This window comes from Pseudomonas sp. PB106, from assembly GCF_009764645.1.
GTDB lineage: Bacteria > Pseudomonadota > Gammaproteobacteria > Pseudomonadales > Pseudomonadaceae > Aquipseudomonas.
Map to the genome: position 1 here is coordinate 1 of NZ_RWIM01000039.1, position 16,794 is coordinate 16,794.

Sequence of the window (16,794 nt, forward strand, 5' to 3'; positions counted from 1 at the left end):
ACGCTGCGATCTTTTGATCTGTGTTTTCAGGATCAGAATCAAAAGATCGCAGCGTGCCGCAGCTCCTACAGTGAATTGCGGTTTACAGTTGGTTTTTTCGGTTGCAGGGATTATGAGTGATGACGCAGTTTTATGACGCGCGGGGCAATGTTTATGGCGTGGTTTCTCCACAGACTCTGCGTCAGGCCGGTATCGATTTATCCGCCAGCGCCGCGCAGTGCGCCTCGTCACGCCAATCGTGGAGCACTGCGGCGATCAGCCTCTGCTGCGACTGGCCCGTAGGCCAGCGTCCACCGAACAGCAAATCCCACCGCAGCGACGGCCTGCTGATCGGCCCGTTCCAGACCTCGCCACCGTTCGATGTGCTGATCGTCAACACCGACGGCTCCCTTGCCGAGCGCAGTGGCAACGGCCTGACGATTTTCTCTCAGGCGCTCACCGAGCCAGGCTTGATGCCGCGCGATGGTGCGATGTTGCGTGTGCATCATGACAAGGGCGAGGCCGTGGAAACCTCGGTGAAACCGGCGGAAGTCGAAGGTGCTCAAGGTTTCTGGCTCGACCTCGGCCAACCCGGTTTCGGGCCTCGTGCGGTGGCTGCGCAGAACGTGGAAAACGTCGATTTCAACGGGCGCGACGTGAGTCAGGTGAAGCCGCTGGCGACACTCGATCCGGCATGGTCACACAGCCAGTTCGTGCGCATCGGCAATCCGCATTGCGTGACGTTACTCAGCGACAAGGATGCATTGCCGAGCAATCAACAGATGCGCGAATCGCCCCTGAACGAAGGCCTGACCCGAATCACCTACGCCATGCCGACCGGTGCCGGAGAACCCTGCCCGGCGGGCGTCAATCTGCAATGGGCGGTGCGTGAATCTGCGCAGCGAATCGTCGCGCGGGTCTTCGAACGTGGCGAAGGGCCGACCGCATCCTCCGGCACCAGCGCCAGTGCGGTGGCGTCTGCGGCATGGCGGGTGGGTTGGGCGACGGCCGGAGAAGTGCAAGTGGTCATGCCCGGCGGAACCGCGCCGATTTTGCTCGAAGAAGTGGACGGGGAATTGGTGCGGGTCAGACTGTTCGGTACGGCGCGTTTGATGGACTGAATTCAATGCCGCCATCGCTGGCAAGCCAGGCTCCCACAGGGTTTTGTGGTGAACACAAATACCAGTCCACCCGCATAACCCTGTAGGAGTGAGCCTGCTCGCGATAGCGGACTGCCCTTCAAATCATATGTTGCCTGACACACCGCGATCGCGAGCAGGCTCACTCCTACAGGGGGGCAGTGGCGCACACAAATGAGGTGTTCAACACAAAACCCTGTGGGAGCCTGGCTTGTCAGCGATGAGGCCCTCAGAGTTACCCCGTCAGTGAGCTTTGAACAACGTCACCGACACCACCTGATCACCCTCTACAACTAACCGCAGCAGTGCCCGTGGCGACGGCTCATCCTCAAAACATTCAACGATCACCGATTGCGCCGAGCTGGCCTGCAGCACCAGTCGCCCCGCATGTTTCAACTGCCGTTTCACCGCTGCACTGACAGGAATCGGCGCATGCCCGACGCGTACTTGTTCACAGAACAACAGCGCGAGTTCACGGGGTGTCGGTGCGGGCGGTGAGCTCAGGCCGGCTTCGTCGAACAGCCGATTGAGTTGCTCCGCCGCACTCACCGCCCGAGGGAACCCCGCGAATGCCGAGGCTTGCAACAGCACTTCGGTCATTTCACCGGGCGCCAACCCCGAAGCCAGTCCTGTCTTGAGGTGCACACTCAATGGCGGGCCGACCATGCCCGAGGCGACGATTGCCGCAAACGACACGGCTTCACGCAAGCGCGGGTCGAGGCCGGGGCGCGCATGCAAATGCCCGTAAACCACACCCACCGCCAACTCGCCCAGCGCGGGCACGGTGTGAAACAGCGCATCAAGCCGAGCGCCGCCATCGGGTACAAGTTGAGTAAAGGTATGTCGGCCTTCGTGGTACAGCGTGGCCATGGGCGAAGGTTTGTGGTTCATGGAGAAATCCTCAAGCCAATGAGGATGGCGGCTGATCAACTACGCACGAACTTCAGCATGAAAAAGCGTCCATCGAAGTGGGGGAAGTCGACGTCATTGCGACGCCGACTTCATTACCTTAGACGAACTCGACCGTCGGCATCGTCCGCTTCATCAACACCTTGCCGCCGCGAATCGAATACAGCGGCAAGCCCTGACTGCGGATCACCTCGTAATCGCTGTCCGCCGACAGGATCAGCAGGTTCGCCGGCCGTCCCTGTTCCAGGCCATAACGCTCGCCCAGATGCATCGCTTTGGCGCTGTTGTCGGTGACCAGATCCAGCGCACTTTGCAGGTTGCGATAACCGAGCATGTGGCAGATATGCAGCCCGGCCTCAAGCACACGCAGGATGTTGCCGTTGCCCAGCGGATACCACGGGTCAACGATGGAGTCCTGACCGAAACACACGTTCATCCCGGCTTCGAGCAACTCGTTCACGCGGGTTACGCCACGGCGTTTCGGGAAGTTGTCGAAGCGGCCTTGCAGGTGAATGCTTTCGGTCGGGCAGGAGACAAAACTGATCCCGGAGTGCCCGAGCAAGCGGAACAGTTTCGCGCAGTAGGCGTTGTCGTACGAACCCATCGCCGTGGTGTGGCTGGCGGTGACCAGGGCGCCCATGTCGCGGCTGCGCGCTTCTTCGGCGAGCACTTCGAGGAACCGTGAATGCGGATCGTCGGTTTCGTCGCAATGCACATCGACCAGGCAACCGGTGCGCTCGGCCAGGTCCATCAGGAATTTCACCGAACTGACGCCCTGATCGCGGGTGTACTCGAAATGCGGAATGCCGCCGACCACATCGGCGCCCATACGGATCGACTCTTCCATCAGCTCGCGGCCATTGCGGAACGACTCGATGCCTTCCTGTGGGAACGCGACGATCTGCAGGTCGATGAGGTGACGGCTTTCCTCGCGCACTTCGAGCATGGCTTTGAGCGCGGTGAGTTGCGGGTCGGTGACGTCGACATGGGTGCGCACGTGCTGAATGCCGTGAGCGGCCAGGGTCTGAATGGTTTTCTTGGCGCGGGTCTTGGTGTCTTCTTCGGTGATGGTGACCTTGCGCTCGCCCCAGCATTCGATGCCTTCGAACAGCGTGCCGCTCATGTTCCAGCGCGGCTCGCCAGCGGTGAGGGTGGCGTCGAGGTGAATGTGCGGCTCGACGAAGGGCGGCACCACCAGATTGCCGCCGGCGTCGAGGTCTTCCGGGCCCAGCGTCGGCGCTTCGGTCTGACGGGCGATGCTGCGGATCAGGCCGTCTTCCAGGTGCAATTCGTGCAAACCTTCCTGGTTGCGCAAACGGGCGTTGATGATGTGCATCAGGCGAATCCTTTTTTATAAGTCTTGTAGTGGCGCGGCCGCGCTGCGAGCGCCGAGCGCGCCGGTGACGATGACATACGTTAGCGCGGCAGCGGCGATCCCTACCAGCGGCGCGACCCATGGCGAGCTGAACGCCGCGATGGTGCCAACGGCGTAGGCCCCGAGCCCCGGCCAGTTGAACGCCGGTAACCGTGCGTCGGCCAGGCGTGGATAGTGCCCGCGCCAGCGGTAGAAAAAGTCCGCCATGATCACCCCGCCAATCGGCGGGATCACCGTGCCGAGCAGAATCAGATACGGCACGAGCATGTCGTACATGCCCAGCAGGGCGAGCAGGGTGCCGATCACCGCACCGGCCAGGGTGACGGTCTTGCGCCGACCGGTACGCAGCAGGTTGCAACCGGCGACGGCGAAGTTGTAGATGGTGTTGTCCTGGGTGCTCCAGATGTTCAGCAACAGCATGGCCATCGCGGCCATGGCGAAACCTTGCAACAGCAGCACTTCAACCACGTCAGGCTGTTGATAAACGATGGCGCCGTACGCGCCGATCAGCACCATCAGGCCGTTGCCGATGAAGAAACCGATCAGGCTGGCCAGCACCGCGACTTTTGCCGAGCGCGAAAAACGCGTCCAGTTGGTCGCTTGTGTCGCACCGCTGACGAAGGTGCCGAACACCAGCGTGATCGCCGTCGACCAGTCCAGCGAACCGCTTGGGACGACGCTGAGCAAGCCTTCGAAGCCGCCGACTTTCACCGTGGCGACCCACATCGACAGCAACAGCAGCAACATCATCGCCGGCACCGCGATGTACGAGAGAATCTCCAGCCCGCGATAACCGACGTACGCGGTGGCGCAGAACATCAGACCGAACAACACCATCAGGCCAAGCACCGTGCCTTCGTTCAAATCAAAGTATTTGCCGATTACCACCGCCGCAGTCGCCGTGCCCCAGGCGTACCAGCCGATCTGGGTGAAACCAAGGATCAGGTCGCTGAGCTTGCTGCCCACTTCACCGAAGCAGAAACGGCCCATCAACACCGAATTGAGGCCGCTTTTGAAGGCGATGTAACCCAGGCCCGCCGCGTACAGGCCGAGCAGCAAGTTGCCGACGATGATCACCGCCATCATCTCGGCGAAACTGAAGGCCACGCCGAGCTTGCCGCCGGCAAACATGGTCGCGGTGAAAAACGTGAAGCCCAGTAACACCATCGCCGTGGACGCCAGGCCTTTGCGCGCATGCATGGGGACTTCGCTGAGGGGGTAATCGTTGCCGGGAGCGTGCTGCGTCATGGGGCGGTCCTTGCTGGAAAGGGGAAGACGCGGGAGAGGGTTGCAGTGGTCGTGCCAAATGCCGGGTGGCGCGGGTTATGTATAGACCAGTCGTGTGGATGGGCGCGAAAGCGGTGCAATTGTTCGTACTGAAGTCCGTTATGGGGCGAGTCTGCAGACCAATTGCGCGAATCAGGCGAAGTACCTAATGACGGCCACCTGGCATTGGTTTAAATGACTGATGTTATCAATAAGGTGTCTTGTAACAGTGTCGGTATATGTGTGAAAAGTTTGCCGATGTTGTTGGTTTTTTAACGAGTTTTAATTCGTTTTCTGTCTGCAATTATTTGTGGTTGAAATCCATTTCGTTTAATTGTCGTGTTGAAATACTGTAGATCCAGATTAAAGAGTGCTTGATAAGTGAGTGATGTTGCTGGGCCGCTTTGCGGCTGTCGGGCGGCCTGTTTTTTTATTGTTTGAAGATAAGGGTTAAGTATCGTGAGCGAGCTAGAGGTAGAAGTAAATGAGGCGCTGGAGCTGCAAAATTTAGTGTCTGTTCCTGAAATCGAAAGTGCTTTGGTGGATTTCAAGGGAACCAAGCATTACGAAGCGGTGCTGGAGTATTACCAGACTGCATTGCTGCAGAGAAAATCCAGCGATATGTTTGTTGTCGTCAGCCTGCTAAGGGAAACGCTGCAACACCTGGGCGGCAATAATCAGTCCCCCGGATTTGGCAAACTCTTGAACAAAATTGATGACTATCATCGACGATTGCAAAACACCGTAACGATCGTCAGTAAAGAAGTGCCGAATCATATGCATTTTGTCTGGGTGGGCGGGGCGGCGTTTGGCGTCAATCAGCGCGACTATTTCAATATATGGAAAGCCCAGGCCCCCAAGGACTTCACCTTCAGCATTTGGTACGACCCCGAAGCGTTGATGGCCTTTGATTTGAGTCGCACGCTTATTCAGGCGGCGAAGGCAGACGCCATGCAGTCGAACGGCAACGAACCGTTGACGAATTTTCAACTCTTTCAGACCTATGAACCCAGGCTGGTTGCCCTGCGTCGGCAAGCGGCAGATTATCTTCGGCAGGCGCAGTTGCGTGGGCTCAGTCCTGACGAGGCGCGCATTGAGTTTCTTGTCGCGGCCTTTGGTCAGGACAAGTCGCAGCTCCAGGCTAACAGAGCACGGTACTTGCAGAGCCACTTGGACATGGTCGCGGATAATGTTCAGTTGCGAAACGCACGGGAGGCGTTCCAGTCTCACTTTCTCTGGTCCGCCTATGATCGTGAAATTTCCTATAGGGGCAACTTTGCTGCCGCGTCCGATATTGTCCGTCTGCAGGTCGAGGATCGCGAGGGCGGTACCTACAGCGATCTGGATTACTTGCCCCCCTTGGTAAAAGAGATGGCGGGTGTCAATGTTGCGGGATTGGACAAGGGCGCTCGAGCAGGTGTATTGCAATTATTGCTCAATCACAATGAGGCATTGATGCCGGGACGGGACGGAAGTCGATATCCGGATTATGTAAAGAATATTCCACAAGAGCATATTGCCGTCCTGGAAAGTTTCGCCAAATCCAAACCGCCCCTTCACCAGATTTTCGCGCCGCTGATGGCGCAATCGACGCCCGTTGACATGTTTGGAATGGGGGCGCCATATGACGATAATGGCAAGATTCCAAGCTTGATGAATGCCTATGTTACTGCGCATCCGCAAGCCGCAATGACGCTGACCACGATGAAAGTCATCCGCTACTACTACGACATTATCGAAGCCGTAGAGAAAGAGTTGGATCAAAGAGGCAAGGCGTGGGGCGACGACGAAACCACGGCGCTCATTCAACAAAAAATGCACGAAATTGAGTCGCCTTTCGTCAATTTAAAGAATGTATCCGTAAAGTCTGTTTATTCCCAAAAAGTAATGTCTGCGATGATGGACTATCACCGTGATGGCGTCTTACCGGGCGCAGGGGGCACGATTACATTGACGGGGCCGGGAGCCTTGAAGGCCGGCTCGGAGGTCTTTCTGGGGCGTGAATACACCGCTGCCTGGTGCGCAGAGGCCCCTAAGCATTTATACCTCAAACAGGGCTATAACGCGGCGACCGAAGAAGACTCTATCAGCGGCTGGACAGAGCGCCAAGAATTAGAAAACAAATGGGCGCGAGCAGAACAGCAAGCATGGCGTGAGGGCAAGTTCAAGATGCGTTACCGCGGTAATCTGGGAGAATTGCTCAGGCCGGGTAATACCTTGACGTTTAAACGCGGTTGGCCCGTGGCCGAAGGCAAACCGGTGCTGGTGACCGCCATCGTGCAGCGCCTGATCGATGAATTGGGTGAACCCTTCGTTCGCGCCATGACCGACAAGCTCAGTGGCGAGGTGGTGTTCGAGAAGAGCGCGAAGCTGACTGTCGACGAGCGTCAGCAGATGCTGAACCAGGTCGGTAGCGCCATACCGGATTCTGTGGGAGCGCAGCAGACGGGTAATTTCAACGAACTGCTGGTCCATCTGGCGCGGGGCACACTGCCCATTGAACAGCTGAGTCCGTTGCAACGGGTGATTATCGGTGGCTTGTTTGGCGCTGAAACCCTCGACGTCACAGGGTTTGCCGATGCATGGCAATCGGCGCAGAGCCTGGCGAAGGACACTGCCGACGGTGGCGTATTCGCTCGTTTTGCCGCGATCGAGGACCTACTGCAGCAGCGTCAGTTACCTGCCCTCGAATCCCCGATGACAGGCACTGCCAAAGCGAGCGATAGAAGCGCGCGTGAGCTCAAGGCGCTGGCACTGACCGACCTGATGACCGTGAGCCAATGGCGCCAGCACATCGCGCAGGTCAACAGCGTTGCCCATTGGGAGTACCGCACCCATATCCTCAAGCGCGCCGGTCGTGTGCGTGAGCAGTTCTTCAACGCCGGGGCAGATTCTGCGCGGCAAATTCCCCAGGCATTTCTGACGCACACCGTCGGTGATCCCGGTCGGCGCTGTTACCCACTGTCTTTGCTCATGGCAGCAGCATTGAACGCCGGTGAAAGCGCCGAACGCACGGTGGTCGGCAGGGTTGCCAATGCCAGTCTGGCGCCACAGGATGCGGATTCGCGAGCGTTGCTGTTGACGTTGGACGAGCTGAGTGACGTGCGTATGGCCGACGTTGGCAAGCCGCTGGGGACACAGACTCTGCAGACGGCCATGGAAAATCTGCAAGCGAACAAAAACTCCAGTGTCCTGTTATTGGATACCGGCAACCATGCGCTGTTGCTGGCCAAGGTGGTGAGCGCTGACAAGACGGCCTATCGCTTTTTCGACCCGAACTTTGCCGTGTACGGGTTTGCTCAACATGCGCGAATGCAAGAAGCCGTCGAGGGCTATTTGAGGGGCGAGGGCGGTGAGTTGGCCAAGCTCTATGGCCTGCCGGCTTCGGGCGAACTGAGTTTCAATGTGATCGAACTCAACACCAAGGCAATCGCTGAGAATGTGCTGCCATCGAGAGTGCAAGTCGGCGGTCTGCTGGTGAATCAACCCATTTCGGCAGCCCAGTCTGTCAGTGTGTGGCAGCATCAGGCGGCTCTGCGTCATCGCTCCTTGTCGGATAACTCAAGGTTGGGCGAGAGTCTGGTGCAGTTGGATGCCTACCAGCAGGTGCACGAGTTCGATCTGGCCACCCGGCAATTGCGCAGAGAAAATTCGTTAGATCACAGGTTTGTGCCATTGTTGGACACGCTTACAAAAAGCGGGAACGATCATTTCACGATGACGCTGATCGATCCGTTCAACCCCGAGAAAACCGTCAATGTCAGAACCGCCGATTCGCGGTTTCTGAAAATCAGGAACCACATTCATCACCTGGTTGAGCGCGCCGCCGTAAAGAATACGGCACCTGGCGAAAGCGATGGTGGCAGTCGACTGAGCTTCGCCTTCGCCTTCCAGGCTCTGATCACCGCGATGCGCAGTCGGGATTACCAGGCAGAACATGGCGCGCTGCCGGGGTTGTCGGTGGCAATGCAGATCCAGGTTTATGTGAGCTATGCGCAGTTGGGCTATGGCGTGCTGATGGACGCGGCGCAAATGATCAAACTCGTACGCCAGGTGGCTGCCACCGAACAGGCATTGATCACGCAAAAGGCTGCTTTGTCTGGACGTTTGTTGGGGCGTGTCGGTGCGTCGGTCGGCATCGGCTTCTCCTTGCTCAATATCGGTTTCGATATTCATGGCCTGATGGAGGCGAGCAATGAGGAACAACGATCGCGATTGACGACGCAATTGGGGTTCGATTTGACGACGGCGGCACTTGATGTGACCGCGTTGGTTGTGGGCGGAACGGTGGGCGCGGTGGCATCGATTCTGACCGTGCCGCTGTTGGGCATTGGCTTAGGATTTGCGGCCATTGCCAGTAATCTGGGGCGAATCAGTGACCAGGCCCATTCTGTGGGCAGGCATTTGTTCATGATTCACGAGGCCTATGGGCCTGAAGGTTTTGAGATTAAGGAAGGGGTGCTGAAGTTCGCTGAGGAAGCGGTCATTACTCGCCTTGACCTGAAAGCGCGCCGGGTCGAGTTCGATAGCCAGAAGTTTTTTCCAATGATTCTCGCGACGTTGGGCCTGCCGAACTACAGCACAAAAGCCGAAGACCTGCATCGTGCAATCAATATCCGCCAAGCGCTATCAATAGGAAGCCATCGTGAATTCGGTCACAAAGGTGATCGTGACATTCACACTGTTGTATTGCCGTGCACACCGCTTTGTTACTACGGTTATCAGTTTCAGTTGGGGTCCGCCAATTTTGTGCCGGACGCTGACCTTGTAGATCGCTTGAGAGACCACCAGTCTACTTTCGTAAAGATGCTGGAGGAAGAAAGCGAGTTGGGTTCGCGGACTTCATATCCGAATATTCTGGATATGTGGAAAAAGAGTATCGAGTTCCGTTTCGAGGATGGTGAACGGCGATTCCAGTTTTTTGCCAGTTCGTCGGGCCCACATATTCTTTACAAGCTGATTCCAGACTACAAACGCACAAAGATTACGGTGCAACTGGATGAGCATGCGCGTTATCTGGTGATTCCTGAACTGCCGCATGCATGGCATCGGACATTGAGTTACGACATCAGTGCGGACAGAGGGTTAACCCAGTTGCAGCTGGCACGCGGTGTTGTCTCCGTACGTTTGCGTCAGTCGCTGCCGGTCGGAACGGAGTCACTTGAAGGATGGAAAGACACTGTCAGCTGGGTGATTCATGCGCCGTGGGCAAGCGAAAGAGATATCGCCGTTCAAGGCGAGACGCTGTACGTGGATAATATCCAGATCACGGGTTTCACAGGATTTCTCCAACTCAAAGGGGGGGAATTGTTTCAGTTTAATCCTGAGCGAAACGTTTGGATGCTGGTGTCGATCACGTTGGATAAACCCGCGCAAACATCCCCTCCTTCACTGGAGGTCGCGAAGCCTGTCGACATTGCCAGCGTATTGCAACGTCTGCGCACACTGTCACTGGCCAATCGCCTCGCCACGGCTTATGTGCCCCTGAATAACTTTGTCATTCCGCTCCGGAAAAAGTCTGAGCCGCGGTACACCACGGGTTACTACGATGCGGCTGCGGACCGGATGGTGTATGTGCGCGATCTTCCTGCCTCTTTGGTTGAGGGTGTTGCATTGGCCGCTGTTTCGGGCCAGCACGCGTGGTTCTATCACCCGGATCACGCGACCGTGTGGCGTGTTGATGCTGTCACCGGGAACGTCAAACATGCCTTCCGCCTGCTGAGTCCACGTCAGGGGTCGAAAATCATTGCGGCTGAGCTTAGGGCTGATGGGCAACTTCGCGTAGTGCAGGAAAAAACCATTGGCGAGCAGACTCGATACTCGCTGGAATATCTGATCGCAGAAGACACCATAACGCTTGTCCGTTTCAACGCGTTCGAAAACGTCTGGCGCGAAGACATGTTTGATGTGGATTATTGGAAAGAACCGCTGCAGCGCTTTAGGCTGCCAGATAGGAAGCTAGATCAAATCATCGCTATGGACGTGCCAATGAGCGTTTGGCAAGCCGCAGATTTCGTCGCGCTGCGTGGGCACAACGTGGGCGAAGCTGTGCTCACCGGCTGGATTTGCCTGGTCGATTTCAAGTTCTATTTCAATAACGACCACTCCCTGCAAAGAATCCTGCTTATGTCGCATCAAGCGGACGATGCGATGATTTTTTACGACGTTGAAAACAAGTCACTGGTTCGTGGTTTTCCCCATCCTCAAGAGGATGACTTCATGCCCGATGAAGTCCTGGAATCCGATGTTGCAACAGTGACTCAGTCATCAGATCGCTACATCATGACCAAGACCAATGGCTGGATGTTCGAAATCAATCAAAACGGTGTGCTGGCATTTATCGGCGTGGGTAAGCGTTGGCTCGAACAGCAAAAGAGCTGGCCCGAAGCACTGAGTCAAGTAGTCAGTACCTATGGTAAACAGCCTTTCCCTGTTATTGGTTTGTCCGACTTCACCCAACGTAGTGTGTTGGCCGTCTGGTGTGTCGACAACAGATTTCTGGTGAGTCATGTCGCTCTTGGCAAGGAGTTGGCGCTGTTGGGGCTGACGCCTGGCGGTCAGGCGGCCTGGTTGCTCGAAATCGAAACGGGGCAACTCTATCGACAGGCGTTGAGCTCACCTGCATCGGTGCGTGAGGCGTTCGCCGGCGGCACACGACTGCTGAATCCGCAATTGTTGCCGACTGCGCAAAAGGTCTGGTCCGAGTGGTCATTCGCCAAGGTGGAGATTAATGGCCAAGGCTTGCTGGGTCATACACGCGAGGGCGTCAATCTGGCGCTGTCTGATCATCAGCCAGCGAGAATTGTCGGCGTCGAGAATCAGTGGGTTCAGTCCGAGCAGAGCGGTATGTCTTTGAAAGCGCGTTTGGGCAAACTGCTTTCCGGCCACGCTTATGCGCCCATGCTTGCCATTGAGAGAAAAGGCATGAACTTTACCTACTACGTCCCGGATAAGGACTATTTGTTGACGGTGAAGGGGCGGCAAGACGGACAGTGGGCGGCGTTGCTGGGGGTGAAGGACAAAAAAGAGTCGTTGCTGTTCGAACCGGTGGAGGGTTTGGTCTTTAACCATGGTTCACAAAGCCACGTCTGGCTGACGGGGAGTCATGCAACCCGGGAGGGTGAAGTACTCACGCTCAGCACCGAAGCCAAAATTGATGACTTGAGGCCTTTGCTGGTCGATGGTGTGAGTACATTGATATTGCAGTTCGGGGCGCTGTCGCAGACTTGCCAAGTCACGGACGAGGTCTGGCAAGGTCTGGAGTGTCTGGTGATCGATCGTCGATATGCAATTGAGCAGGTCGGGTCGATTGAGCACAACCTGGTGTTGGGAATGGCCGGCTGTGATCAACTGCTGCTGTCCGAGGCTGGGGAACATCTGTTGCTGATTCATCCGGACAGTGCACACACCCTGATAATTCTGAATCCGGATCCGCAAGAAATGCAAAAAGAGCAAGATCAAGTGCCGCTGAATTTGAGCTTCAGCATTGATGGACGCGAGCACAAATACAGTAGCGAACAGTTGTGCGCGGCCTTGACGGCACTGAAACGATCCGGAGTCGAATTGAAGACGGTGATCAATTCACTCATCGACTGAAACACCATGCGACACCGTAGTCGCTGAAAAAAAGGCTCGTGAGCATTGTCTGCTCTCGAGCCTTTTTGTTTATTCGCCGCGATAGATGCAACCGCTGGTGCACGTCTCGTGGATACGGATCGCGCTCAGTTCCGGCAGCAATGGCTTCATTTCATTCCAGATGAATTTGGCCAGCACTTCGCTGGTCGGGTTTTCCAGGCCAGGAATGTCGTTCAGGTAGTTGTGATCCAGACGCTCGTACAGCGGCTTGAAGATCGCTTTGATTTCCGAGAAGTCACGGATCCAGCCAGTGTGCGGATCGAGGTCGCCGCTGAGGTGAAGCGCCACTTTGAACGAGTGACCGTGCAGACGTCCGCACTTGTGGCCGTCCGGGACGTGCGGCAGGCGGTGGGCGGATTCGAAGGTAAATTCTTTGAAGATTTCCACGGTATTTTCAGCTCTGTTCAGATGGCGTTCGCCGCAGCGATTCGGGCAGGCGGCGAGTTTACCAGCTTGTGTTTGGCCGTGCTGACTAAAGGGTCAGCAAGCGCTCGGCGAGGCGACCGTTGGCAGTCAGTTCGAGGAACTCGTCGCCCAGTCGACGGCTTTCGTCCATCGCCGCGTGCCAGTATTTCTGCCGGCCCGGCGCATCGCCCATGAAGCGTTTGAAGTCATTGCGGTCGGGCAGTTTGCCGTAGGGCAGGCGCGCCAGATATTCCTTCGAAGGGGCGAGCAACAGCACGTCCTGCAAACGCTCCACCGAGGCCTTGCGCCACGGCAGGGTCTTGTCGAACCAGCCGGGAATCACCCGGTCGGTGAAGTGCGGATAGAGCACGATGCCGTCGCCGCTGTAGGGCAAGTCGAGGTGGTAGTCGAGCAAACCACCGTCGCGGAAGGTTCCGGCACCGGCGCCCGGCAGATCACGCACGCCTTCCATGACCATCGGGATCGAACCCGAGGCCAACAAGGCCTGGCGCAGATTGCCGGCGTTCAGCGCGACGAAGCGCGAGGGAAAATCGCTGAGCGTATTCACGGGCGGGGCGAGGCGTGGATCGTGGATGATCAGCCGTTCGAAGTGCCGCGACAGCCGTGCGCGACCGCGCAGGTTGTCGGCAATCACCGAGCCCAGCGCCAGCCCGAGGCGACCGCGATGATCGTCGGCCAAACGCCCCTGACTTTTCACCACCATGATGTTCAAGCGGTAGTGGGCGTTGTCGAGGATGCTCGCGTCGCGGCCGTCGAGCAGGTCATTGAGCATGCGCTGCGAGCTCTGGCTAATCTCGGCCATGGTCACGCCTTTGTTGAAGTTCTGCTCGGCGTACAAATGACCGAGACGGCGAATGCCTTCGGCGGCGTCTGGCAGGCAGGCGCTGGCGAAGCGCCAGGAACCGACCGAGGCGCCGATCAGCGAACGCTCACGCGGCGCACTCGGCAGCCATTCGCCGAACAGCGCCAGATCCAGTCCTTGAATCCCCAACGCCTTCGGCCCACCGGCGGCGCCGGGCAGGGTGCCAACATCGGCAGCGTTCAAGCCCTGCGCGCGAATCCGCGCCATGGCACGCGGGCCGGCCTTGAGAGTGAGGGCGGGAAATTTGATGTGGATGGCGGTCATACCGGTCTCGATCGTTAGCAAGCGAACAATTATAAGCACATGTTACAAAACCTTGTAGGAGTGAGCCTGCTCGCGATTGCGGTTTATCAGTCAAGTAAGTGCTAACTGACACACCGCTATCGCGAGCAGGCTCACTCCTACAAGGGGATATATGTTGCGCTGGAGGAATGATGGCAATTCAGTTTCAGTTAAGTTCAAATCGCTAAGGTGCCCACCGTAAAGCTGCACATAAAAAATACGGAGACACCATGAAAACCCTGACTGCCCTGTCCATTGCCTCGATCCTCGGTTTCACTGCCAGCCTCGCCCACGCCCGCGATCTCGGCCCTGACGAAGCCCTGCGTCTGCGCGACGCTGGTACTATCGTCTCCTTCGAGAAGCTCAATGCCACCGCGCTGAGCAAACATCCGGGCTCGACGATCACCGATACCGAGCTGGAAGAGCAGTACGGCAAGTACATTTACCAGATCGAAATGCGTGACCCGCAAGGGCTGGAATGGGATCTGGAATTAGACGCGGTGACCGGGCAGGTTCTCAAGGATCATCAGGATACGTAATGAAGGTTAATGTTCGCGCCACCCGCCGTACGGCGTGGGTGCTGGTGATGTTTTGCTCGACGGCGATGGCCCGCGACCTCGGTCCGGACGAAGCCCTCAATCTGCGCAAGCAGGGGGTGATCCTGCCGCTGGAGCAAGTGCTGCAGCAGGCGATGGATCGCTATCCTGGCGCGAAGCTGCTGGAAGTCGAGCTGGAAGAAAAACATGACATCTATATTTATGAAGTCGAGTTGCTGACCGCCGAAGGCGTGGCGCGCGAGCTGCACCTGAAAGCCGCTACCGGCGAACTTGTGAAAGACAAGGAAGATTGATCGATGCGTTTGCTTTTGGTGGAAGACCACGTACCGCTGGCCGACGAATTGCTCGCCGGTCTGCAGCGTCAAGGCTATGCGGTGGATTGGCTGGCCGACGGTCGCGATGCGCTGTATCAGGGCAGTAGTGAGCCGTATGACCTGATCATTCTCGACCTCGGCCTGCCCGGCGTTCCGGGACTTGAGGTGTTGACGCAGTGGCGCGCTGGCGGTCTGGCGATTCCGGTGCTGATCCTTACGGCGCGCGATTCCTGGGCCGAACGCATCGAGGGATTGAAGGCTGGCGCCGATGATTACCTGACCAAACCGTTCCATCCCGAAGAGTTGTACTTGCGCATTCAGTCGCTGTTGCGCCGCTCCAAAGGCCAGGCCAATCAGCCGACGCTCAAGGCTGCCGGCCTGCATCTGGACGAGGGTCGCCAGTGCGTGGTGCGTGACGGCGCCGACATCCAGCTGACCGCTGCCGAATTCCGCCTGCTGCGCTATTTCATGCTCCACCCCGAACAGATCCTCTCCAAGAGTCACCTCGCCGAACACCTGTACGACGGTGAAACCGAGCGTGACTCCAACGTCCTCGAAGTGCACGTCAATCACCTGCGCCGCAAGCTCGGCAAAAGCGTCATCGAAACCCGTCGCGGCCAGGGTTACCTGTTCGGCGGGCAAGCTTCGTGAGGTCAATCCAGCGCCGCTTGAGCCTGGGTTTGATCAGCGTGATGGTGATCGTCGGCGTGGTGCTGGCGCAAACCAGCCTGTGGCTGTTCGAAGTGGGTTTGCAGCGCTACCTCGAAGCCGGCCTGCGCAACGACAGTGAAAGCCTGCTGGTGGCGCTGGTGCGCGGCCCGCAAGGTTTGCAGCTGGACGAACGTCATCTTTCACCGGCCTACCAGCGGCCGTTTTCCGGGCACTATTTTCGCATCGATTTTGCCGACAGCCACTGGCGCTCGCGCTCGTTGTGGGATCAGGACCTGCCGCTGCTCGAACACGCCGGCCTGCACAGCAATCTGCAATTGGGCCCGGACGGACAGCAACTGCTGGTGCTGCGTTCGGACTACCGGCGCTTGGGCCAGTCGATTTCGATCAGCGTTGCGCAGGATTACACGCCGGTGCGCGAGAGCTTTCAGCGCATGCGCCAGATCGGCCTCGGCCTGGGCCTGGCGGCATTGCTGCTGATTCTGTTCTTGCAGCGCCTGACCGTACGCCGCGCCTTGAAGCCTTTGGAAAGGGCGTGCGAGCAGATCGCGCAACTGCAGCAGGGCCAGCGCTCGCAACTCGATGATCAGGTGCCGGTGGAACTGGAGCCGCTGGTAGCGCAGATCAACCATTTGCTGGCGCACACCGAAGACAGTCTCAAGCGTTCGCGCAATGCCTTGGGCAATCTCGGCCATGCATTGAAAACGCCGTTGGCGGTGCTGTTGAGCCTGGCATCGAGCGAGAAGCTGGATGCCCATCCCGAGTTGCGCAGAGTCCTCACCGAACAACTGGAACAGGTGCAGCAACGGCTAAACCGTGAGCTCAATCGAGCGCGGTTATCCGGGGATGCGCTGCCGGGGGCGTTGTTCGATTGCGATGCGGAACTGCCGGGATTGCTGGCGACGTTGAACATGATTCATGGCGAGCATCTGGCGTTGAGTTACGTCGCACCGGCGGGATTGCAACTGCCGTGGGATCGTGAGGATTTGCTCGAATTGCTCGGGAATCTGTTGGATAACGCGTGCAAATGGGCGGATGCCGAAGTGCGCTTGAGCGTGGTCGAGCGTACGGATGGCTTTGCCCTGAGCGTGGAAGATGATGGCCCGGGGATTCCTGAAGAGCAGCGCGCTCAGGTGTTTAGCCGAGGGACGCGGTTGGACGAGCAGACCCAAGGGCATGGCCTGGGGCTGGGGATTGTCCGCGACATCGTCGACACCTGGGGCGGGTTGCTGGTGTTGGGCGAGAGTGAGTGGGGCGGGTTGAAGGTAGTAATCGAGTTGCCCAAACGCTGATCCCGGGCCGTGCCTGAATCCTGTAGGAGTGAGCCTGCTCGCGATGGCGGTCTGTCAGGCACATCAATGTTGAATATGACATCGCCATC

The 16,794-nt window shown here is 57.7% G+C and carries 11 protein-coding genes; 6 read left to right on the forward strand and 5 right to left on the reverse strand.

What is annotated here, in order from left to right:
• Positions 1 to 119 precede the first annotated feature (119 nt).
• Entirely contained in the window at positions 120 to 1,100 is a 981-nt protein-coding gene (locus tag EJA71_RS05960; protein WP_158955149.1) for a diaminopimelate epimerase, read from the forward strand.
• Positions 1,101 to 1,361: 261 nt separating this feature from the next.
• Here the strand turns inward: EJA71_RS05960 and EJA71_RS05965 are convergent, their stop codons facing one another.
• From EJA71_RS05965 to codB, 3 genes are all read right to left on the reverse strand, one after another.
• A complete protein-coding gene (locus EJA71_RS05965; protein WP_158955151.1) occupies positions 1,362 to 2,009 on the reverse strand; it encodes a carboxymuconolactone decarboxylase family protein in 648 nt (215 codons plus the stop codon).
• Positions 2,010 to 2,127: 118 nt separating this feature from the next.
• Positions 2,128 to 3,363, reverse strand: coding sequence for a cytosine deaminase (codA, locus tag EJA71_RS05970; protein ID WP_158955153.1), 1,236 nt, complete (start codon positions 3,361 to 3,363; stop codon positions 2,128 to 2,130).
• A 15-nt stretch (positions 3,364 to 3,378) separates the two neighbouring features.
• Positions 3,379 to 4,650, reverse strand: a complete 1,272-nt coding sequence (gene codB / locus EJA71_RS05975) for a cytosine permease (RefSeq protein WP_158955155.1) — start codon at positions 4,648 to 4,650, stop codon at positions 3,379 to 3,381.
• A 477-nt stretch (positions 4,651 to 5,127) separates the two neighbouring features.
• Here codB and EJA71_RS05980 point away from each other — a divergent pair, with 477 nt between their 5' ends.
• Complete coding sequence (locus EJA71_RS05980) at positions 5,128 to 12,264, forward strand: TcdA/TcdB pore-forming domain-containing protein (protein ID WP_158955157.1); 7,137 nt, start codon at positions 5,128 to 5,130, stop codon at positions 12,262 to 12,264.
• Positions 12,265 to 12,333: 69 nt separating this feature from the next.
• Here EJA71_RS05980 and queD read toward each other — a convergent pair whose 3' ends face one another.
• Complete coding sequence (gene queD / locus EJA71_RS05985; RefSeq protein WP_007915588.1) at positions 12,334 to 12,690, reverse strand: 6-carboxytetrahydropterin synthase QueD; 357 nt, start codon at positions 12,688 to 12,690, stop codon at positions 12,334 to 12,336.
• Between the two features lie 85 nt (positions 12,691 to 12,775).
• Positions 12,776 to 13,855, reverse strand: a complete 1,080-nt coding sequence (locus EJA71_RS05990; RefSeq protein WP_158955159.1) for a patatin-like phospholipase family protein — start codon at positions 13,853 to 13,855, stop codon at positions 12,776 to 12,778.
• Between the two features lie 248 nt (positions 13,856 to 14,103).
• Here EJA71_RS05990 and EJA71_RS05995 point away from each other — a divergent pair, with 248 nt between their 5' ends.
• From EJA71_RS05995 to EJA71_RS06010, 4 genes are read left to right on the forward strand one after another with little or no spacing between them, the layout of a single operon-like run.
• On the forward strand, positions 14,104 to 14,412 hold the full coding sequence (locus EJA71_RS05995; protein WP_158955161.1) for a PepSY domain-containing protein: 309 nt from the start codon (positions 14,104 to 14,106) through the stop codon (positions 14,410 to 14,412).
• Positions 14,412 to 14,723, forward strand: coding sequence for a PepSY domain-containing protein (locus tag EJA71_RS06000; protein WP_158955163.1), 312 nt, complete (start codon positions 14,412 to 14,414; stop codon positions 14,721 to 14,723). The genes EJA71_RS05995 and EJA71_RS06000 overlap by 1 nt, the downstream gene beginning before the upstream one ends.
• 3 nt (positions 14,724 to 14,726) lie before the next feature.
• Entirely contained in the window at positions 14,727 to 15,395 is a 669-nt protein-coding gene (locus EJA71_RS06005; protein ID WP_158955165.1) for a response regulator transcription factor, read from the forward strand.
• On the forward strand, positions 15,392 to 16,705 hold the full coding sequence (locus EJA71_RS06010) for a sensor histidine kinase (RefSeq protein ID WP_158955167.1): 1,314 nt from the start codon (positions 15,392 to 15,394) through the stop codon (positions 16,703 to 16,705). Before EJA71_RS06005 ends, EJA71_RS06010 begins: the two co-directional genes overlap by 4 nt.
• Positions 16,706 to 16,794 lie beyond the last annotated feature (89 nt).